This window comes from Sandarakinorhabdus sp. (genome assembly GCF_040398665.1).
GTDB lineage: Bacteria > Pseudomonadota > Alphaproteobacteria > Sphingomonadales > Sphingomonadaceae > Sandarakinorhabdus.
This window is the reverse complement of the sequence record NZ_JBBATQ010000003.1, coordinates 217,643-237,210: the sequence shown is the minus strand read 5'-3', so window position 1 is coordinate 237,210 and position 19,568 is coordinate 217,643. Positions and strand designations below refer to the sequence as shown.

Genomic DNA, 19,568 nt, shown 5'->3' with positions numbered 1-19,568 from the left:
CGCATGTGGCAGGGCTGCGCGGGTGACCGCCGATCTGCCCCCACCCCCGAAACGTCCATTTGCCGCTGTCATCCTGGCGGCCGGCATGGGCACGCGCATGAAATCGGCGCGCCACAAGGTGCTGCACGCCATCGCCGGCAAACCGATGCTCCGCCATCTGATGGACAGCCTGGCCAGCCTGGGCCCGATGCGCACGGTGGTGGTGGTCGGCGCGTTGCGCGAACAGGTGGAAACCGAAGTCAGCAGCCGCGGCGAGGTGGTGGTGCAATCACCGCAATTGGGCACCGGCCATGCCGTCGGGCAGGCACAGGCCGCGCTGGCCGATTTCGACGGCAAGGTGCTGGTGCTGTATGGCGATGCGCCGCTGGTGCCGGCGGCGACCATGGCGCGGTTGCTGGACGCGCTGACCGATGATGTCGCGGTGGCGGTGCTGGGCTTCCGGCCAGCCGATCCGGGCGCCTATGGCCGGATCATCGCGCAGGGCGGCCACATCGCCAAGATGGTGGAATTCAAGGACGCCAGCGCGCAGGAACGCGCCGAAACCCTGTGCAATTCCGGGCTCATGGCCGTGCGCGCCGCCGATCTGTTCGCCTTGCTCGCCCGCGTCACCAACAACAATGCCGCTGGCGAATATTATCTGCCCGACGTGGTCGGCCTGGCGCTGGCCGATGGCCGCACCTGCACCGTGATCGAAACCCATGCCGACGAGGTTGCCGGCGCCAACAGCCGCGCCGAACTGGCCCAGTTGGAAGCGATCTTCCAGCGCCGCCGCCGCGCCGAGCTGATGGCGGCCGGCGTGTCCATGCAGGCGCCCGAAACCGTGTTCCTGTGCGCCGACACCGACATCGCGGCCGATGTGGAGATCGAGCCGTTCGTGGTGTTCGGCAAGGGCGTGACCATCGCCAGCGGCACCCGCATCCGCGCCCACAGCCATATCGAAGGCGCAACCATCGGCGCCGATTGCGAGATTGGCCCGTTCGCCAGGCTGCGGCCCGGCACCGTGCTGGGCGCCGGTGTGAAGATCGGCAATTTCGTCGAAACCAAGAATGCCGCGTTCGGCGCCGGGGCCAAGGCCAGCCATCTGTCGTATCTGGGCGATGCCAGCATCGGGGCCGCAGCCAATATCGGCGCCGGCACCATCACCTGCAACTATGATGGTTTCTTCAAATATCGCACACAGATCGGGGCCGGCGCCTTCATCGGTTCGAACAGCGCGCTGGTGGCACCGGTGACGATCGGCGACGGCGCCATCGTGGCGGCAGGCAGCACCATCACGCGCGATGTTGCCGGCGATGCCCTGGCCCTGGCGCGCGGGGCACACACCGAAAAGCCGGGCTGGGCGCTACGCTTCCGCGCTGCGGCGGCCGCAAAAAAGGACAGACGTTAATGTGCGGCATCATCGGCATCGTGTCTGGCGAACCTGTGGCCGACCGGCTGGTCGATGGCCTCAGGCGGCTGGAATATCGCGGCTATGACAGTGCCGGCATCGCCACGATCCATGATGACGTGATGGACCGGCGGCGAGCCTCTGGCAAACTGGCCAATCTGGCGCGCGAACTGGCCCTGAACCCCCTGCCCGGCCACATCGGCATTGCCCACACGCGCTGGGCAACGCACGGCGCGCCGACCACCGACAATGCCCACCCGCACGCCACCGAACATGTCTGCCTGGTGCACAATGGCATCATCGAGAATTTCAAGCCGCTGCGCGACGAAGTGCTGGCCGCCGGCTGCACGCTCACGTCCGACACCGACACCGAGGTGGTGGCGCATCTGCTCGAACTGGCGCTGGCGCGCGGGTTGACCCCGGATGCCGCCGTGGCCGAGACCCTGAAGCGCCTGCACGGCGCCTTCAGCTTCGCCATATTGTTCAAGGATCATCCCGGCACCATCTATGGCGCGCGGCGCGGTTCGCCGCTGGTCGTCGGTCGTGGCACCGGCGAGATGTTCCTCGGTTCCGACGCGCTGGGCCTGGCGCCGTTCACCAATCGCATCGCCTATCTGGAAGAAGGCGATTGGCTGCGCATGTCGGCCGATGGCGTCACCATCTTCGATGCCACCGACCAGCCGGTGGAGCGCGTCTTCATCACCTCATCGGCCAGCGCCGCGGTGATCGAAAAGGGCAACCACCGCCATTATATGGAAAAGGAAATCCACGAGCAGCCGATCGTGGTGGCGCAGACCCTGGGGGCCTATCTCGATCCGCTGGCACAAACCGTGGCACTGCCCGATCTGCCGTTCGATCTTTCGGCCGTGAAGCGCGTGCAGATCGTCGCCTGCGGCACCGCGCTGCTCGCCGGCCATGTCGCCAGTTACTGGATCGAAGCCCTGGCACGGGTGCCGGTGAGCATCGAGAATGCCTCGGAATATCGCTATCGTGACCCGGTGTATGAAGCCGGCGGCCTGTGCCTGTTCATCAGCCAATCGGGCGAGACTGCCGATACGCTCGCCGCCTTGCGCCATGCGCTGGCCGGGGGGCAGATGGTGGCCGCCGTGGTCAATGTCGGCACGTCGACGATGGCCCGCGAAACCCAGTTGCTGTTGCCCACCCATGCCGGGCCGGAAGTTGGCGTGGCCAGCACCAAGGCCTTCACCTGCCAGTTGGCCGTGCTGGCGGCCTTTGCCATTGCGCTGGGCAAGGCCAAGGGCCAGGTGCCCGTGGCCGAGGAAGCCCGGCTGGTGCAATTGCTCACCGAAGTGCCGTCGGCGATGAACGCCGCGCTGCAATGCGAAGACGCCATTTCGGCACTGGCGCCGAATTTGGCCAAGGCGCGCGACATCCTCTATATCGGCCGCGGCCCGGATTATCCGATGGCGCTGGAAGGCGCGCTGAAGCTGAAGGAAATCAGCTATATCCACGCCGAAGGCTATGCCGCTGGCGAGTTGAAGCATGGGCCGATCGCGCTGATCGACGAACATGTGCCGGTGATCGTCATCGCCCCATCGGGACCGCGGTTCGAAAAGACCGTGTCCAACATGCAGGAGGTGATGGCGCGCGGCGGCCAGGTCGTGCTGCTGAGCGACGCAGACGGCATCGCGGCGCAGGGCCAGGGCACCGCGGCGGCTGTTGCCATGCCGATGGTCGATCCGTTCATCAGCCCGTTGATCAGCGCCATCCCGGTGCAGTTGCTGGCCTATCATGTCGCCGTGGCCAAAGGCACGGATGTCGATCAGCCGCGCAATCTGGCCAAATCCGTCACGGTGGAATAGGCCGTCAGCGGCCCTTCAAACGCGCCGCATAGCCCTTGCGGAACTTGGCCAGTTTCGGCGCGACCACGGCTGCGCAATAGCCATTGCTGGCGCCATTCTTCTCGAAATAGCGCTGGTGATAGGTTTCGGCCGGATACCAGGGCGCATTGGGTTCGATGCTGGTGACGATCGGATTGTCCCAACTGGCCTGATTGCGCATGATCGCCGCTTCGGCTTCCCCGGCCTGCACAGCATTCTGCGGAAAAATCGCCGAGCGATACTGGGTGCCGGTATCGGCGCCCTGCCGATTGAGCGTGGTCGGATCATGGGTATAAAAGAAAATGTCGAGCAGTTCTGAATAGCTTATTTCGGAAATATTGAATTCGATGCGCACAGCTTCGGCATGACCCGTGCGGCCCGAGCAGACCTGCTCATAGCTTGGATGATCAACAGCGCCGCCAATATAGCCCGATTGGACCGATTCCACACCACGAAGTTCGTTGAACACCGCTTCCGTGCACCAGAAGCAACCGCCTGCGAATATTGCGATATTTTCCGTCATGGCCACCTCGTTGTCAAAAGTAATTTTCCGGATTATATAGTTACAGCGCCGGCAACATTCAGGGCAGTGGATAGGCTGGCATCATCGCGCCGACAAGGGGGGCGGGCTTAAGTGCCGCGTCGCAGGGTGTATGCGACGCATCATGTTGCGTGTTGTTGGGGGTGTTGCGTGTGGGGAGTTTCAAGGATGTGCAGACATTCGTGCGCGATGTGCGCGCGTCGCCATCGCTGACGGATATCGGTCTCATCCTCAAGGATGCAACGCGCAGTTTTCATTTTGATCATTTTGCCATGGCGCAGCGTGTGACCGGCCCGGCCGTCATGATGAATTTGCCATTGGGGCCCGTGCGGTTGACGGATTTTCCGGATGCCTGGGTGGAACAGTTGGTGAGCCAGGGCCGCATCGCCGATGATCCGGTGCTGCTGGCCAGCGAGCGCAGCGTCGCGCCTTTTGCGTGGAGCAATCTCGAAACCTTGCTGCCCATGAATGATCGCCACCGCGCTTACATGGCGCAAGCACGGGCCGCCGGTCTGGCCGAAGGCTATACCGTGCCGATCCATGTGCCGGGGCAGGCATCGGGCCTGGTCAGCTTCGTGATGGGCGGCGGCCGCGAACTGCCGGCCGAAGCACTGCCGGCCGCGCAATATCTGGCGTGCTTTGCCTTCGAAGCCGCGCGGCGGCTGAAGCTGGCCGCCAATGACAGCGGCACGGGCGGCGGCATTCGCCTGACCCAGCGTCAGCTCGATTGCGTGGTGCTGGCGGCGCGCGGCAAATCCAATTGGGTGACCGGCAAATTGCTCGGCCTGACCGAAGGCACGGTGCACAAATATCTTGAGGCCGCCAAGCGGCGCTATGGCGTGTCCAGCCGCACCGAGCTGGTGGTGCGCGCGTTGTATGACGGGCATTTGTCGTTTGCCGATGTGATGGGCGCAGAAATGATGGGTGCTGGGGCGGGTGACAGGCGCCGGGACGACTGATAAGCCATTGCGGCTGTTGCCAGCAGGGGTCGCCAGATGCCCCCGGCCAGCCGGGAGGGGTCATGGATCAGCAGGACGGCGAAACCATAGCTGGCAGTGAAGGCAAGGTGCCGCCGGTGGGCGGGCCCTATGCCTGGTATGTGCTGGCGCTGCTGGTGCTGGTCTATGTGTTCAATTTCATCGACCGGCAGATCCTGTCGATCCTGGCGGAAGACATAAAGCGCGATCTGGGGCTGACCGATTCCCAGCTCGGCTTTCTCTATGGCACCGCCTTTGCCGTATTCTATGCCCTGTTCGGGGTGCCGATCGGCCGGCTGGCCGACAATTGGGTGCGCACCCGGCTGCTCAGCCTTGGCCTCACCCTGTGGTCGGGCATGACGGCGCTGTCCGGCCTGTCGGGCAGCTTCACGCAATTATCGCTGGCGCGCGTCGGCGTCGGCGTCGGCGAAGCGACCGCTGGCCCGTCGGCCTATTCGATGATTTCGGATTGGTTTCCCAAGGCGCGGCGCGCCACCGCGCTGTCGATCTACGCCGCCGGCCTCTATCTTGGCGGCGGTGTATCCTATTTGATTGGCGCGGTGATCGTGAAGGGCTGGAACGCCGCCTATCCCGGCGGTGGACCGCTGGGCCTGGTCGGCTGGCAGGCCGCATTCATGGCCGTGGGCATTCCCGGCTTGCTGCTGGCGCTTTGGGTGGCCACGCTGATCGAACCCATCCGCGGCCGCGCCGACGGCCTGCCGCCGCCGAAGGCCCTGCCCGGCCGCACCATCCTGCGCAATTTTGCCGCCGACCTGGCCAGCGTGATCCCGCCGTTCACGCTGATCAACATGGCGCTGCTCGGCCGGCGGGCCTTGCTGGAAAATGTGGCTGCGCTGCTGCTCGTGGCCGGGCTGGTCGCCATGCTGGTCGCGGTCACTGGCGAAGTGCCCCAATTCGTTGCCGTGGGCACCGGGCTCTACGCGGTCATCAGCTGGGCCCAATCGATCAAGCGACGTGACAAGCCGACCTATGAAATGATCTGGGGCACGCCGGCCTTCGTGCTGACCATCCTGGGCTTCGGCTCGATCAGCTTCGTCGGCTATTCCGTCGGTTTCTGGGCCGTGCCCTATGCCCTGCGCACCTTTGTCGATCCGATCGAGGCGAGCGGCGGGCCAGCGGTCTGGTACGGCACGCGCGAATCCGTGGCGTTCATCCTGGGGGCCGGCGGTGCGCTGGGCGGCTTTGTCGGGACCATCCTGGGCGGTGTGCTCGGCGATTGGGCCAAGCAGCGTCATCCATCGGGCCGCATCATGGTCGGCTGTCTGGCCACATTGGTGCCGGCGCCCTTCGTCTGGCTGCAATATACCACGACCGATCTGGCGACGTTCTTCCTGTGCTTTGCCCCCACCACCGTGTTCGGCGCCATGTATGTGGGGGTTGCGGCGGCCACGACGCAGGATCTGGTGCTGCCGCGCATGCGCGGTGCCGCCACCGCCACCTTCTTCATCGGCACCACCCTGTTCGGGCTGGGCCTGGGCCCTTGGTTCACCGGCTTCGTCTCGGCGGTGACCGGCAATCTGGCCACTGGCGTGCTGGCGCTGTTGCTGATGGCGCCCTTCACCATCGTCACCTTGTTCATGGTCTATCGTCTGCTGCCCGCCGCCGAGGCCAGCCGGCTCGACCGGGCGCGCGCCGCTGGCGAGGCAATCTGAAAGGAAACAACATGAAGATCGAACAGTTGTTCAGCGTCGCCGGGAAGACCGCCGTGGTCACCGGCGGCAGCCGCGGCATCGGCGAGATGATCACGCGGGCGCTGGTGGAAAATGGCGCGACGGTCATCATCTCCAGCCGCAAGGCCAGTGATTGCGATGCCCTGGCCGCCGAACTTGGCCCGGCCTGCATCGCCCTGCCCGCCGATCTGTCGCAGATGGCCGAGGTCGAACGCTTCGCCGCGGCCGTGGCAGAGCGGTTTCCGCGGCTGGATATCCTGTTCAACAATGCCGGCGCAAGCTGGGGCGCCGGCATCGATGCGTTCCCGGAAATCGGCTGGGACAAGGTGATGGACCTGAATGTGAAGTCGGTGTTCTTTCTCACCCAGAAACTGCTGCCGAACCTCGCCGCCGCCGCCAGCCCCGAACAGATGGCGCGCGTCATCAACATCGGCAGCATCGATGGCCAGCATGTTTCCGATCTGGAAACCTACAGCTATGCCGCGTCCAAGGCCGGCGTGCTGCACCTGACCCGGATGATGGCGAAGTTCCTTGGCCCGCGCCACATTGCCGTCAACGCCATCGCGCCGGGGTACTTCCCGTCGAAGATGACCGCCGCCATCGCCGAGGAATTCCGCGAAGCCTTCCGCGCCGCCACGCCGATGCAGCGCTGGGGCAATGAAGACGACATGGCCGGCGTCGCGCTGTTCCTCGCCAGCCGGGCCAGCGGCTTCATGACCGGCAGCGTGATCACCGTCGATGGCGGTTATGCCACGACCGTGTGATGCGGCTGGCGAGCGCCTGCGGGCGCCTCAAGGATTATAGGCGCGTTCGCCGTGCTCGCCCAGGTCCAGCCCTTCCTGCTCGACATCGCGACTGACGCGCAGGCCGGTCACCGCCTTGGCCACATAAATGGCGATCGCCGTGCCGACCGCCGACCAGAGGATGGTGGTGGCCACCGTTGCCAGCTGCACGCCCAATTGGCTGGCCATGTCGAAATCATCGCCGCCGGGGCCGCCCAGTGCGGGTGAATAGAAGATCCCGGTGCCGATGGCGCCGACAATCCCGCCAATCCCGTGGATGCCAAAGGAATCGAGCGAGTCGTCATAGCCCAGCCTGGGCTTGAGCACGGCGACCGCGAAATAGCAGAACATCGCCCCGAGCGCGCCGAGCAGGATCGCACCCAGCGGGCCGGCATTGCCGGCGGCCGGTGTGACCGCCACCAGCCCGGAAACGATACCGGAGGCCAGGCCAAGCGCCGACGGCTTGTGGCCGGCCAGCTTTTCCACAGCGAGCCAGGCCAGCGCGCCCCCGGCAGGGGCCACGAACGTGTTGATCATCGCCAGCGCCGCCGAGCCATTGGCCTCCAGCGCCGAACCGGCATTGAAACCGAACCAGCCGACCCACAGCAGGCCGGTGCCGACCAGCGTGAGGGTCAGGGAATGCGGCGCAGTATTGTCCCTGCCATAGCCGATGCGCTTGCCCAGAAGCAGCGCCGCAACCAGCGCCGATACGCCGGCATTGATGTGCACCACGGTGCCGCCGGCAAAATCGAGCGCGCCCATGGCGAAGAACAGGCCAGAAGAGGCCCACACCATATGGGCGATCGGCAGATAGACCAGCGGCAGCCAGATCAGCGTGAACACCATAACGGCCGAGAATTTGATCCGCTCCACAACCGAACCGAGCACCAGGCTGACCGTGATGGCGGCGAAGGTCATCTGGAAGCAGACGAAGACATATTCGGGGATGACCACGCCGTCGGTGAACGTCGGTGCCGTAGAGCCGGCGGTGATCCCGGCCAGGAACAGCCGATCCAGGCTGGCGATGAACGGCTTCATCGCGCCGGCACTGTCCGGCCCGAAGGCGAGAGAATAGCCGAACACCACCCAAAGCAGCATCGCCAGACACGAGGCCGCTGCAATCTGGGTCATCGTGGCCAGCATGTTCTTGGAGCGGGTCAGGCCGCCGTAAAACAGCTGCAGGCCTGGCAGGATCATCAACAGCACAAGCAGCGTGGATACCAGCATCCATGCCGTGTCGCCCTTGTCGGGAACCGGCACCATATCCTGAGCGAAGGCCGGTGCCGATGCCATGAGCATTGTGCCGGCCAGCATTGCGGGGCCGCGCAGTCTGCCAAAGATACTCGTCATCAACTTCCCCTGCGTTGCGGCATTGTTGCCGCCTGCGTTGCATCGTTCGTGCGGTGGCCAGATGCGCGATGTCGGCCCAGCCTGGCCAACAACAGATGCATGGCTGCCGCGATGCCGGCCGCCCAAGGCTTCTGCGCCGTTCGACCGAAAACATCCCTTAGATGCCCGGCGCTGTCGCCTTGAAACATAAGGCGTTTGACGGTGGGGAGCGTCCCGCTTATCGGCTGAACCGCAAGGCATGGGGCGCGATTGCCCGGCAAGCTCAGGCCATTAAGCGGGATTCATATAAGCCAAATTACGGTGGCGCGGGCCTGGCAAATGGCGCAAGAGACGGTGCCTTCAGCCACCACGACGACGGTTCGTTGCGGGATCGTTCTGGCGGGCTTTGTGGGCGGGAGAAGGATGTGAAGAAGATCGAAGCCGTCATCAAGCCGTTCAAGCTGGACGACGTGAAGGAAGCCCTCAATGAAGTGGGCGTTTCCGGCATCACCGCCATCGAAGCCAAGGGCTTCGGCCGACAGAAGGGCCACACCGAATTATATCGTGGTGCCGAATATGTCGTGGATTTCCTGCCCAAGGTGAAGCTGGAGGTCATCGTTGACGATGATCAGGTCGAACGCGTGGTGGAAGCCATCACCAACGCGGCGCGCACCGGTCGCATCGGCGATGGGAAGATCTTCGTTTCAGCCATCGAATCGGCCGTGCGCATCCGCACCGGCGAGCGCGACAGCGACGCGATCTGATCCGCCCGCCACATACGTTTTCAATACCACCAACCAACATCCAACAGGGGAAGAGCCGAATGGCCACTGTCGCAGACATCTTGAGCCTGATCAAAGACAAGGACATCGAGTGGGTTGACCTGCGCTTCACCGATCCCAAGGGCAAGTGGCAGCACCTGACCATGGTGTCGGGCGTGATCGATGAAGACATGCTCACCGATGGTTTCATGTTCGACGGGTCGTCGATCGCCGGCTGGAAGGCGATCAACGAAAGCGACATGATCCTGATGCCGGATCTGGACGCGACCTATATCGATCCGTTCTCGGCCACCCCGATGCTGATCCTGGTGTGCGACGTGGTCGAACCCTCGACCGGCCAGCTGTACAGCCGCGATCCGCGCAGCACGGCCAAGCGCGGCGAAGCCTATCTGAAGGCCACCGGCATCGGCGACACGGTGTTCGTCGGCCCGGAAGCCGAATTCTTCGTGTTCGACGATGTGCGCTTCGGCCTCGGCTACAACGAAGGCTTTTTCCATCTGGATGACATCGAGCTGCCGACCAATAGCGGCCGCCAGTATGAACAGGGCAACATGGCCCACCGGCCGCGCGCCAAGGGCGGTTATTTCCCGGTGGCGCCGGTCGATTCGGCCGTGGATCTGCGCGGCGAAATGGTCGCCACCATGCTGGAAATGGGCCTGCCCTGCGACAAGCATCACCATGAAGTCGCCTCCGCCCAGCACGAGCTGGGCCTGACCTATGGCAAGCTGGTCGAAACCGCGGACCGCATGCAGGTGTACAAATATGTCGTGCACCAGGTCGCCCATGCCTATGGCAAGACGGCCACCTTCATGCCCAAGCCGATCAAGGACGACAACGGCAGCGGCATGCACACCCACCTGTCGATCTGGAACGGCAAGACGCCGCTGTTCGCTGGCGATGAATATGCCGGCCTGTCGGAAATGGCGCTGTTCTTCATTGGCGGCATCATCAAGCACGCCAAGGCCTGCAACGCCTTCACCAACCCCGGCACCAACAGCTACAAGCGGCTGGTGCCCGGCTTCGAAGCGCCGGTGCTGCTCGCCTACTCCAGCCGCAACCGTTCGGCGTCGTGCCGCATTCCTTATGGCACCGGCGCCAAATCCAAGCGCGTGGAAGTGCGCTTCCCCGATGCACTGGCCAATCCCTATCTCTGCTACACGGCGTTGCTGATGGCCGGCCTGGACGGCATCGAGAACCGCATCCACCCCGGCCCGGCCATGGACAAGAATCTCTATGACCTGCCGCCGCGCGAACTGAAGAAGGTGCCGACCGTGTGCGCCTCGCTGCGGGAAGCCCTGGCCGCGCTCGACAAGAGCCGGGCGGTGTTCACCAAGGGCGGCGTGTTCACCGACGACCAGATTGATTCGTACATCGAACTCAAGATGGAAGAGGTGCAGCGTTGGGAAATGACCCCGGCGCCGGTCGAGTTCGATATGTACTACAGCGCGTAAGCGGCGTGTGGGGAGTGCGCAGCACTCCCCACCGACTCGCGTCGCGCTCGGGCAGCGAGCAACAAAAGGGCGGCCCCAACAGGCCGCCCTTTTTTTGGCTCGTCTGACCCCGGATCAAGTCCGGGGCGGGCATTGCGGCTCCGCCACGCTCTTCCTCTCTCTTGCTTCTTGTACGCAAAACGGACTCGGCGGCTTTGCCGCCGGCCGTTCGGCATTGGGAATCAACCACCCCAACACCCTTCATTCTGGCGCCATATTGTGCACTGCAACAAAGGCGTCGCGCGGTGGGGCGCAGCCCGCTCTACCCAAGCCGACGCTGTCAAATATCTGACATATATATAAAAAAGGGGCCGGAACCTGAGTTCCGGCCCGAGTAAATCCTTGGGGAGGATCGCCATATCGGCCTGTCCCTTTTGCACCGCACAACGCCCAAATTCAATGCGCGAAATGGCGTAGATGGCCAAAAAATTGTCGCAGTCGGCAAAGCCCGACTTTGCGCCGCAACTGGCAGGCGGCGGCCAAGCTGCTATACCCCCCCCATGTCCGATCTGTTTGCCGCCACCCAAAGCTCCGCCGATTATGATGCCAGCCACATCGAAGTGCTGGAGGGGCTGGAACCGGTGCGGCGGCGGCCGGGCATGTATATCGGCGGCACCGATGAACGCGCCCTGCACCATCTCGCCGCCGAAGTGCTTGATAACGCGATGGACGAAGCCGTCGCCGGCCACGCCAGCCGCATCGAGGTCAGCCTGGAGGCCGATGGCAGCCTGACCATCGTCGACAATGGCCGCGGCATCCCGGTCGATCCGCACCCGCGCTTTCCCGACAAATCGGCGCTGGAGGTGATCCTGACCATGCTCCATTCAGGCGGCAAGTTCAGCGGCAAGGCCTATGCCACCAGCGGCGGCCTGCACGGCGTCGGCATCAGCGTGGTCAACGCGCTGTCGGACGACACCATAATCGAAGTGGCGCGCGACAAGCAGCTGTATCGGCAGCGTTTTTCGCGCGGCCTGCCCTTGGGGCCCGTGGAAAAACTGGGTGCGGTCGCCAACCGCCGGGGCACTTCGGTGCGCTTTCACCCTGACGCACAGATCTTCGGGGCGGAGGCGGCCTTCCGCGCCAGCCGCCTGTACAAGCTGGCGCGATCAAAGGCCTATCTGTTCGGTGGTGTCGAAATCCGCTGGCGTTGCGCGGCCGAACGGCGCGATGGCCCCGGCGAAAAGGATGTGCCGGAATCGGCGGTGTTCACCTTCCCCGGCGGCCTCGCCGATCATTTGCGCGAACGGCTCGATGATCGCCCATTGGTGGTGGCCGATCTGTTTGCCGGCCGCGCCGATCTGGCGGCCGGCGCCGATGGCAAGCCGATGGGCGCGGTGGAATGGGCCTGCGCCTGGCCGCAATGGGGGGAAGGTTCGGCCAGCTTTTATTGCAACACCATCCCCACCCCGGATGGCGGCACCCACGAAGCCGGGCTGCGGCTGGCACTGACGCGCGGCCTCAAGAATTTCGCCACCCTGTCCGGCAATAAGAAGGCTGGCGAACTGGCCGGCGAGGATGTGTTTTCCGGCGCCGAACTGATGCTGTCGCTGTTCATCCGCGATCCACAGTTCCAGAGCCAGACCAAGGACCGTCTGACCAGCCCGGAAGCCACGAAGCTGGTGGAAAATGCCATCAAGGATCATTTCGATCACTGGCTGACCGGCAGCGGCGATCGCGGCAAGGCGCTGCTGGCGTTCGTGCTGGAGCGCATGGAAGACCGGCTGCGCCGCCGCCAGGAAGCGCTGGTGAAACGCAAGACCGCCACCAGCAAATCGTCGTTGCGCCTGCCCGGCAAGCTGACGGATTGCGCGCGCGGCGATGCGCCGGGCACCGAATTGTTCATCGTGGAAGGTGATTCTGCCGGTGGCAGTGCCAAGCAGGCGCGCAACCGCAACACCCAGGCGATCTTGCCGATCCGCGGCAAGATCCTGAACGTGGCCAGCGCCAACACCGCCAAGATCGGCGCCAACAGCGAAATCGGCGATCTGATTCAGGCGCTGGGCTGCGGCACGCGCGAACGCTACACGCCCGAAAGCCTGCGCTATGAACGCATCATCATCATGACCGATGCCGATGTCGATGGCGCACACATCGCCACCCTGCTGATGACCTTCTTCTTCCGCGAGATGGCCGGGCTGGTGCGCGATGGCCGCCTCTATCTGGCGCAGCCGCCATTGTATCGCCTGTCGGCCGGCGGCACCGTCGCCTATGCCCGCGACGATGCCCACCGCGCCGAACTGATGGGCACGACGTTCTCCAGCCGCAGCAAGGTGGAGGTCAGCCGCTTCAAGGGCCTGGGCGAAATGAACCCGCAGCAATTGAAGGAAACCACCATGGATCCGGACAGCCGCTGCCTGATCCGGGTGCGCCTGCCCGAAAATGCCGAAGGCCGCGCCGATGTGGCCGATCTGGTCGAACGGCTGATGGGCCGCAATCCGGAGCACCGCTTCAACTTCATCCAGAGCCACGCCACTTCGATCGACGCCGAGGCACTGGACGCCTGACGGCGGCAAAACCGCCAAACTGGATGGATCTATGGCAGCAACAGGCGCGTTGCCTGCCGAACTGGTGGCATGGCGCCTGTCATCCCGATCGCATCCGATCAATCATCCCGTCATCCGGGGGATATTCAGGATGGCAGACAGCAACCGCACGCCAGGACAATCAGGTGCGGGAATATCAGGTCCGCCGGGACGCCACCGCCGGGTTGCCGGTGGCGACATGATCGTCGGGGACGTCCCGGTTGACCAAGGCTCCCGGCTGGACCACGCAATTCCGGCCCACGGTCACACCGGGCAGAAGGATGGCACGGGCGCCGATCTGCGTGCCGGGGCCGACATGCGTATCCACATAGATGCCACGGGTCAGATCGTGGGTGAGGATCACGACCTCCTCCCCGATCACGCAATCCGGCCCGATGTGAACGCCGCGCGGCCACGTGCGATCGATCAGGGCAGTCTCGGCGATCCAGGCGGTGGGATGCACGTCCATGGCCCAGATGCGATCCCGCACAAATCTTTGCCAGTGCTGCCGCAAACTCAATCGACGCATGGTGAACCTTCCCCTGCCGGCGCTGCAATCTCACGGCCCAAGTTCATTTACAAGCGGCCAAAATGGTCGTTATTTGAAGATGTCATGGCCATCGGCTCCCTCAACCGTTTGCGCAAGCTGCGCTTGCTGCTTACTGGCCTGCGCCGGCACTGGTTGCAGTTGCGATCCGGCGTGGCGATTGATCCAACCGCCAGCATCTCGTTGTCGAGCCGGTTCATGGCCGGGCGGCCGGGCGGCGTGCAGGTGGGCGCCTATTCGCTGGTCGCGTTCAAGACGTTGCTGGATGCGCGTGATCTGGCCACCGGCGCCATCAATCCGATCCGCATCGGCCAGCGCTGTTTCATCGGCGGCGGATCGATGATCATGCCGGGCGTCACGGTGGGCGATGAATCGATCGTGGCGGCCGGTGCCGTGGTGTTCGATGATGTGCCGCCCCGTTCGATCGTGGCCGGCAATCCCGCCCGTGTCGTGCGTTCGGACATCAAGGTCGGCAACTTCGGCCGGCTGGAAGGTGCCGACGACAACACACGGCGGATGTACGATCTCTGAGGCGCGATTGCATTTTGGTTGAATCACGTCAGTTCCCTCCCCCTTGCGGGGAGGGCGAGAGACGAGCCGAAGGCGAGGCCCGTGGGGGTTTCGGATGCGGCCATTCGCAGCAACCCCCACCCCCCCGGATCAAGTCCGGGGCAGGCTGCTCGGCTGGCGCCGAGTCGCCCTCCCCGCAAGGGGGAGGGCGTTAACTGCTTCAATTTACGCGCAATCGCCTCTGCGTATTGTGGTCTGCTGGTCGGGCGGGTTTGCTTCAGGATTTGCCAGACGGCCCGCCCGACTGGGCCGCATCAAGCGCCGTGCTGGCCACCAGCCATTCCGCCTCCGCCGCCGCCAGGCTGGCTTCGATCTGGCCGCGCTGCTTGAGCAGCGCCGCGCTGTTGGCTCCGGGCAGCGCGAGCCGCACGTCCAGGCCATCGCGCTCCGCCGTCACCCGGGCAATACGCTGTTCGGCAGCGCTCAACGCCTTGCGCAGCACCGCGGTGGCTTCGCGCTGGGCGGCGGCGCGGCGGCGGGCTTCCTTCGGGTCTTCGCGCGGTGCGGCAGGTGCCTTGGGGGCGTCGGCCTTCTTTGGCGGGCCGCCGACGATCAACGCTTCATAATCATCGATGCTGCCATCGAAATTGCGCGCATGGCCGGCATCGACCAGCACCAGCCGATCGGCGCTGGCTTCGATCATGTGGCGATCATGGCTGACCACCACCACCGCGCCTTCGTAACCATTCAGCGCCTGCACCAGGGCCTCGCGCGTATCGACATCAAGGTGGTTGGTCGGTTCATCGAGGATCAGCAGGTGCGGCGCATCGCGGGTGATCAGCGCCAGCGCCAGCCGGGCGCGTTCACCGCCGCTCATGTGGCCGACCTTCTGTTCGGCCATGCCGCCGGTAAAGCCGAATCGCCCCAGTTGCGCGCGCACCGCCGATGGGTTGGCACCGCGCATCAGCCGGGTCATATGCTCCAGCGGCGTATCATCGCGGTCGAGCTCCTCGACCTGATATTGGGTGAAATAACCGACGCGCAATTTGCCCGGCGCGTGCTTCGATCCGGCCATTGCCGGCAGTTGCCCGCACAGCAACCGCGCCAGCGTGGTCTTGCCATTGCCGTTGCGCCCCAGCAGGGCCAGCCGATCATCGGGATCGAGCGTGAGATCGAGGCCGGTCAATATGGCGGTGCCATCATAGCCGACCGCCGCACCATCGAGTTGCACCAGCGGCGGCTTGAGTGGCGGTGGCGAGGGAAAATCGAACTTCAGACTGGGATCGACCGCCGTTTCGGCAATCGGCTGCATCTTGGCCAGCGCCTTTTGCCGGCTCTGCGCCTGCTTGGCGGTGGAGGCGCGCGCCGAGTTGCGGGCGATATAATCCTGCAGCTTGGCGCGTTGGGTGGCCTGGGCTTCGCGGGCGGCGGCAAGTTGCGCCAGCCGTTCGGCGCGCTGACGTTCGAAACTGTCGTAGTTGCCGGCGTACAGCGTCGCCTTGCCCTGTTCGAGGTGCAGGATGTTATCGACGACATTGTTGAGCAGATCGCGTTCATGGCTGATCAGCAGGATCGTGCCGCGATAGGATTTCAGGAAACTTTCCAGCCACATCGCCGCTTCGAGATCGAGGTGGTTCGACGGTTCGTCCAGCAGCAGCAGATCGGGCTGGCTGAACAGCAGGGCGGCCAGCGCCACGCGCATCTTCCAGCCGCCGGAAAAACTGTCGAGCGGGCGCTGCTGCGCTGCCGCATCAAAGCCCAGGCCATCGAGGATGCGCCCGGCGCGGGCCGGCGCGGTATAGGCGTCGATGGCCACCAGCCGTTCATGCACTTCGGCCAGCCGCAACGGGTCGGCGCCGCTGGCGGCCAGCGCGTCTTCCTCCAGCATCAGCGCGGCGCGCTCGGTGTCGGCGGCCAGCACCGTATCGAACGGTGTGCCCTGCCCGGCCGGCGCTTCCTGCGCGATATAGCCCAGCCGTGTGGCGCGCGGCATGTCGATGCTGCCGGCGTCCAGCTCCTGCTGCCCGGCAATCGCCTTCATCAGCGTGGATTTGCCGGCGCCATTGCGCCCGATCAGGCCGATGCAGGCGCGCGGCGGCAGCGTGGCATTGATGCCATCGAGGATGGTGCGCCCGCCAAGGCGAACGGTAACAGTGGAGATCGACAGCATGCGCAGCGCCCTAGCAGGCCAAGCGCGCTGCGGCTAGGCTATGGCCATGATCGATCGCCGTCTCCTGCTTGTCCTGCCCCTGGCGTTGGCCCTGCCCGCGAAGGCGCAGCCCGCCGATGCGCTGCCAGCCGCGCTGGTGACCTGCTGGCAGGCGCGCGGCGTGCGCTTCACGACGGCGCAGGTGGCGGCGCGCATCGGCGGCAAGGTCGGTCGCGCCGCGCTGGCGGCCGTCGCCGGCGCCTGGACCGACGCCAATGATGACGATCAGGAAACAATGGTCGAAATCGTCTGGGAAGCCGGCCGCCCACCCTCCCCGGCCTGGCCGCTGCTCGGGCGCGATCTGGCCGCCCGCCGGCCGGCGCTGCTGCTCACCCGCGATGGCCATTGGTGGCTGCTGGAGGCGTTGGATCAGGAACGGCTGAGCGTGGGCGATCCGCTGACCGGCGAGGGCCGGGTCATGTCGCTGGAATCGGCGGAATTGATCGGCCGGCCGGTGATTGCCGGGGCCTGAATCCCGGCGTCAGGCGGCGCCCGGCTGTACGTCGTCCGCCAGAAACGCCACCAGCGCGCGCACCTTGGCCTGGCGCCATTGCGGCGTCGGCGCGGTCAGCCACCAGGTGCCAGTGGCCGGTTCGCCGGCATCCAGCATGACCACCCGGCCGGCGGCGAGGTCAGCCGCCGCCAGCAGCGCCGGCACCCGCGTGCGTCCCAACCCGGCCGCCGCGGCATCGATGGCGAGGCCGGCATCGGCAAAGGTGAAGGCGCTGGCCACGCAGGGCGTTTCGGGATCGAGCGGGTGGGCGATGCACGGTGCATCGGCGCCTGCGCCCGGTGCTGCGACGGTGATGCGCCGCTCGGCCCCCAGCGTGCGGCCGTGGATGCCTTCGGCTTGCGGCTCATCGCCATAATGGATCGCCAGATCGAGATTGGCCTGGGTGAAATCGACTTCACCGGCATCGTGGGCAACGATCGAGAAGCGCAGCCCGGGATACAGGCGGCCATAATCGGCCAAGCGCGGTGCCAGCCATTTCGCCACCAGCGCGCGCGGTGCCGCCAGGCTGAGCACCCGGCTGGATTGCCCGGCCTGCATCAGCCGCACCGTCTCTTCAAAGGCCAGAAACCCCTGTTGCAGCGCCGGCAGCGCCTGTTCGGCTTCGGGGGTCAGCTCCAGATTGCGGGTCAGGCGACGAAACAGCACGACGCCCAGCGTTTCCTCCAGCGCGCGGATCTGCTGGCCCACCGCTGCCGGCGTGACCGCCAGTTCATCGGCAGCGCGCGTGAACGACAGGTGGCGCGCCGCGGCCTCGAACACACGCAAGGCATTCAAGGGCAGATGGGTGCGTTTCATCGATCAGTGCACGGCCGGGCGGGCGCCGGGCAATTCCAGCTTGAATTGCGGGATGGCGACCATGAAGCGCTCCCCATCATCGGCCTGCATCACATAGCGGCCGTGCATCCGCCCCGATGCCGTGGCGAGCGGGCAGCCCGACACATAATCATAGGCGCCGCCCGGCGCGATCAACGGCTGCACACCGACCACGCCATCGCCGACGACTTCCTCGATGCGCCCTGTCGCGTCGATGATCGTCCAGCGTCGCGACAACAACCGCACGCCCTGCGTGCCGCCATTTTCCACCCGAACATGATAGGCCCACACATGATAACCGCGGTCCGGATCGGATTGTTCGGGCAGATAATGCGGTGCCACCCGCACGGTGATGTCGGCAGTGGTTTCGGCGTACGGGAAAATCTGCCGGATCATGGCGATTACAGTCCGGCAGCGCCGAGCGCCTGGCCGAGATCGTCGATCAGATCGTCCGGGTCTTCCAGCCCGATCGACAGCCGCAGCATGCCCTCGCTGATGCCCATTTCCGCGCGCACCGCTTCCGAGACGCTATAGTGTGTGGTGCTGGCCGGATGCGTCATCAAGCTGCGCGAATCGCCAAGATTGTTGGAAATATCGATCAGTTGCAGCGCATCGAGCAGCGCGTGTGCCTGCGCACGATCGTCCAGATGCATGGCGATGATGGTGCCGCCCGCCTTCATCTGGCGCCGGGCCAGATCATGCTGCGGATGGCTGGCCAGGCCCGGATAGACCAGGTTCGACACGCGGCTCGCCAGGAAGGTCGCCACCTTCAGGGCATTGTCACACTGACGGCGCACGCGCAGGTCAAGCGTTTCCAGGCTTTTCAGCACCACCCAGGCGTTGAACGGCGACAGGTTCGGGCCCGTGTGGCGCGCAAACGCCAGATAGGTGTCGTTCATCCATTTCTCGCTGCCGACAACCGCACCGGCCAGCACCCGGCCCTGCCCGTCCATCAACTTGGTGGCGCTGTAGGCGACGATATCGGCGCCCAATTCCAGCGGCCGCTGCACGATCGGCGAGGCAAAGGCATTATCGACCATCACCAGCGCGCCGGCATCATGGGCGATATCGGCGATCGCGCCTATGTCGCACAGATCCAGGCCGGGATTGGTGGGCGTTTCCAGGAAAAACGCCTTGGTGTTGGGCCGGCGGGCGTTCGCCCAGGCGTCCACATCGCGGGCATCGACCGTCGTGGTTTCGATGCCAAAGCGCGGCAGGATGGTATCGACCAGCACGCGGCACGATCCGAACAGCGCGCGCCCGGCGACCAGATGGTCGCCGGCGGACAGGGTTGAAAGCAGCATGCCGCTCATCGCTGCCATCCCGGTGGTGGTGGCGCGCGCGGCTTCGGCACCCTCGATCAGGGCGATGCGCTGCTCCAGCATTTCCACGGTGGGGTTCTGCAGACGGCTGTAGGTCATGCCCGGCCGTTCGCCCCGGAAGCGCGCAGCGGCCTCCTCGGCGCTGTCATAGCAATAGCCCGACGTCATGAAGATGGCTTCGGACGTCTCCCCCACTTCGGTGCGCATGGTGCCGCCACGCACCATTTGCGTGGCAGGCCGCCACGTCTTCACAATCTCAGGGTTCTGGCCAGCATTTCGTTTCATGGTGTCCGGGATAGTGCGGCCTTTGT

Annotated in this window: 17 protein-coding genes; 10 read left to right on the top strand and 7 right to left on the bottom strand. The window is 65.1% G+C overall.

Annotated elements, in window-relative coordinates:
* Positions 1-22: 22 nt before the first annotated feature.
* Positions 23-1,387 carry a bifunctional UDP-N-acetylglucosamine diphosphorylase/glucosamine-1-phosphate N-acetyltransferase GlmU gene (glmU, locus tag ABWP22_RS06080; protein WP_353199065.1) on the top strand — a complete coding sequence of 455 codons (1,365 nt, stop codon included), beginning with the start codon at positions 23-25 and terminating at the stop codon, positions 1,385-1,387.
* Complete coding sequence (gene glmS / locus ABWP22_RS06075; RefSeq protein WP_353199064.1) at positions 1,387-3,210, top strand: glutamine--fructose-6-phosphate transaminase (isomerizing); 1,824 nt, start codon at positions 1,387-1,389, stop codon at positions 3,208-3,210. The genes glmU and glmS overlap by 1 nt, the downstream gene beginning before the upstream one ends.
* A 4-nt stretch (positions 3,211-3,214) precedes the next feature.
* Here the strand turns inward: glmS and msrA are convergent, their stop codons facing one another.
* A complete protein-coding gene (msrA, locus tag ABWP22_RS06070; protein WP_353199063.1) occupies positions 3,215-3,751 on the bottom strand; it encodes a peptide-methionine (S)-S-oxide reductase MsrA in 537 nt (178 codons plus the stop codon).
* 188 nt (positions 3,752-3,939) lie between these two features.
* Between msrA and ABWP22_RS06065 the strand changes: the two genes are divergently transcribed.
* The 3 genes from ABWP22_RS06065 to ABWP22_RS06055 all read left to right on the top strand — a co-directional run bounded on the left by ABWP22_RS06065 (position 3,940) and on the right by ABWP22_RS06055 (position 7,201).
* Positions 3,940-4,728: a helix-turn-helix transcriptional regulator gene (locus tag ABWP22_RS06065; RefSeq protein ID WP_353199062.1), complete on the top strand. Its 789-nt coding sequence runs from the start codon at positions 3,940-3,942 to the stop codon at positions 4,726-4,728.
* A 62-nt stretch (positions 4,729-4,790) separates the two neighbouring features.
* Positions 4,791-6,419, top strand: a complete 1,629-nt coding sequence (locus ABWP22_RS06060) for a spinster family MFS transporter (protein WP_353199061.1) — start codon at positions 4,791-4,793, stop codon at positions 6,417-6,419.
* Positions 6,420-6,430: 11 nt separating this feature from the next.
* Positions 6,431-7,201, top strand: a complete 771-nt coding sequence (locus ABWP22_RS06055) for an SDR family oxidoreductase (RefSeq protein ID WP_353199060.1) — start codon at positions 6,431-6,433, stop codon at positions 7,199-7,201.
* A 27-nt stretch (positions 7,202-7,228) separates the two neighbouring features.
* Here ABWP22_RS06055 and ABWP22_RS06050 read toward each other — a convergent pair whose 3' ends face one another.
* A complete protein-coding gene (locus ABWP22_RS06050) occupies positions 7,229-8,569 on the bottom strand; it encodes an ammonium transporter (RefSeq protein ID WP_502951091.1) in 1,341 nt (446 codons plus the stop codon).
* A 404-nt stretch (positions 8,570-8,973) separates the two neighbouring features.
* Between ABWP22_RS06050 and ABWP22_RS06045 the strand changes: the two genes are divergently transcribed.
* From ABWP22_RS06045 to parE, 3 genes are all read left to right on the top strand, one after another.
* Entirely contained in the window at positions 8,974-9,312 is a 339-nt protein-coding gene (locus tag ABWP22_RS06045; RefSeq protein ID WP_353199059.1) for a P-II family nitrogen regulator, read from the top strand.
* Positions 9,313-9,371: 59 nt separating this feature from the next.
* On the top strand, positions 9,372-10,781 hold the full coding sequence (glnA, locus tag ABWP22_RS06040; RefSeq protein ID WP_353199058.1) for a type I glutamate--ammonia ligase: 1,410 nt from the start codon (positions 9,372-9,374) through the stop codon (positions 10,779-10,781).
* A gap of 539 nt (positions 10,782-11,320) precedes the next feature.
* Positions 11,321-13,324, top strand: coding sequence for a DNA topoisomerase IV subunit B (parE, locus tag ABWP22_RS06035; RefSeq protein ID WP_353199057.1), 2,004 nt, complete (start codon positions 11,321-11,323; stop codon positions 13,322-13,324).
* 175 nt (positions 13,325-13,499) lie between these two features.
* Here the strand turns inward: parE and ABWP22_RS06030 are convergent, their stop codons facing one another.
* A complete protein-coding gene (locus ABWP22_RS06030; protein ID WP_353199056.1) occupies positions 13,500-13,811 on the bottom strand; it encodes an acyltransferase in 312 nt (103 codons plus the stop codon).
* A gap of 144 nt (positions 13,812-13,955) precedes the next feature.
* On the opposite strand from ABWP22_RS06030, the gene ABWP22_RS06025 reads away from it, so the two are divergent.
* On the top strand, positions 13,956-14,420 hold the full coding sequence (locus ABWP22_RS06025; RefSeq protein WP_353199055.1) for an acyltransferase: 465 nt from the start codon (positions 13,956-13,958) through the stop codon (positions 14,418-14,420).
* A 256-nt stretch (positions 14,421-14,676) separates the two neighbouring features.
* Here the strand turns inward: ABWP22_RS06025 and ABWP22_RS06020 are convergent, their stop codons facing one another.
* Positions 14,677-16,569 carry an ABC-F family ATP-binding cassette domain-containing protein gene (locus ABWP22_RS06020; RefSeq protein WP_353199054.1) on the bottom strand — a complete coding sequence of 631 codons (1,893 nt, stop codon included), beginning with the start codon at positions 16,567-16,569 and terminating at the stop codon, positions 14,677-14,679.
* Positions 16,570-16,615: 46 nt separating this feature from the next.
* Between ABWP22_RS06020 and ABWP22_RS06015 the strand changes: the two genes are divergently transcribed.
* On the top strand, positions 16,616-17,080 hold the full coding sequence (locus ABWP22_RS06015; protein WP_353199053.1) for a hypothetical protein: 465 nt from the start codon (positions 16,616-16,618) through the stop codon (positions 17,078-17,080).
* 9 nt (positions 17,081-17,089) lie between these two features.
* Here the strand turns inward: ABWP22_RS06015 and ABWP22_RS06010 are convergent, their stop codons facing one another.
* Genes ABWP22_RS06010 through metZ form a run of 3 tightly spaced genes read right to left on the bottom strand, consistent with a single transcriptional unit; the run spans position 17,090 to position 19,542 of the window.
* Complete coding sequence (locus tag ABWP22_RS06010; RefSeq protein WP_353199052.1) at positions 17,090-17,917, bottom strand: LysR substrate-binding domain-containing protein; 828 nt, start codon at positions 17,915-17,917, stop codon at positions 17,090-17,092.
* Between the two features lie 3 nt (positions 17,918-17,920).
* A complete protein-coding gene (gene apaG, locus ABWP22_RS06005; RefSeq protein WP_353199051.1) occupies positions 17,921-18,331 on the bottom strand; it encodes a Co2+/Mg2+ efflux facilitator ApaG/CorD in 411 nt (136 codons plus the stop codon).
* 5 nt (positions 18,332-18,336) lie between these two features.
* Positions 18,337-19,542 (bottom strand): O-succinylhomoserine sulfhydrylase, encoded by a 1,206-nt coding sequence (gene metZ, locus ABWP22_RS06000; protein WP_353199050.1) that lies wholly within the window; start codon positions 19,540-19,542, stop codon positions 18,337-18,339.
* Positions 19,543-19,568: the final 26 nt, after the last annotated feature.

Coding starts and splice junctions, on each gene's coding strand:
- glmS (WP_353199064.1), top strand. CDS start 1,387: ATGTGCGGCATCATCGGCATCGTGTCTGGCGAACCTGTGGCCGACCGG.
- msrA (WP_353199063.1), bottom strand. CDS start 3,751: ATGACGGAAAATATCGCAATATTCGCAGGCGGTTGCTTCTGGTGCACG.
- ABWP22_RS06060 (WP_353199061.1), top strand. CDS start 4,791: ATGGATCAGCAGGACGGCGAAACCATAGCTGGCAGTGAAGGCAAGGTG.
- ABWP22_RS06055 (WP_353199060.1), top strand. CDS start 6,431: ATGAAGATCGAACAGTTGTTCAGCGTCGCCGGGAAGACCGCCGTGGTC.
- ABWP22_RS06050 (WP_502951091.1), bottom strand. CDS start 8,569: ATGACGAGTATCTTTGGCAGACTGCGCGGCCCCGCAATGCTGGCCGGC.
- glnA (WP_353199058.1), top strand. CDS start 9,372: ATGGCCACTGTCGCAGACATCTTGAGCCTGATCAAAGACAAGGACATC.
- parE (WP_353199057.1), top strand. CDS start 11,321: ATGTCCGATCTGTTTGCCGCCACCCAAAGCTCCGCCGATTATGATGCC.
- ABWP22_RS06030 (WP_353199056.1), bottom strand. CDS start 13,811: ATGGACGTGCATCCCACCGCCTGGATCGCCGAGACTGCCCTGATCGAT.
- ABWP22_RS06025 (WP_353199055.1), top strand. CDS start 13,956: ATGGCCATCGGCTCCCTCAACCGTTTGCGCAAGCTGCGCTTGCTGCTT.
- ABWP22_RS06020 (WP_353199054.1), bottom strand. CDS start 16,569: ATGCTGTCGATCTCCACTGTTACCGTTCGCCTTGGCGGGCGCACCATC.
- ABWP22_RS06015 (WP_353199053.1), top strand. CDS start 16,616: ATGATCGATCGCCGTCTCCTGCTTGTCCTGCCCCTGGCGTTGGCCCTG.
- ABWP22_RS06010 (WP_353199052.1), bottom strand. CDS start 17,917: ATGAAACGCACCCATCTGCCCTTGAATGCCTTGCGTGTGTTCGAGGCC.
- apaG (WP_353199051.1), bottom strand. CDS start 18,331: ATGATCCGGCAGATTTTCCCGTACGCCGAAACCACTGCCGACATCACC.
- metZ (WP_353199050.1), bottom strand. CDS start 19,542: ATGAAACGAAATGCTGGCCAGAACCCTGAGATTGTGAAGACGTGGCGG.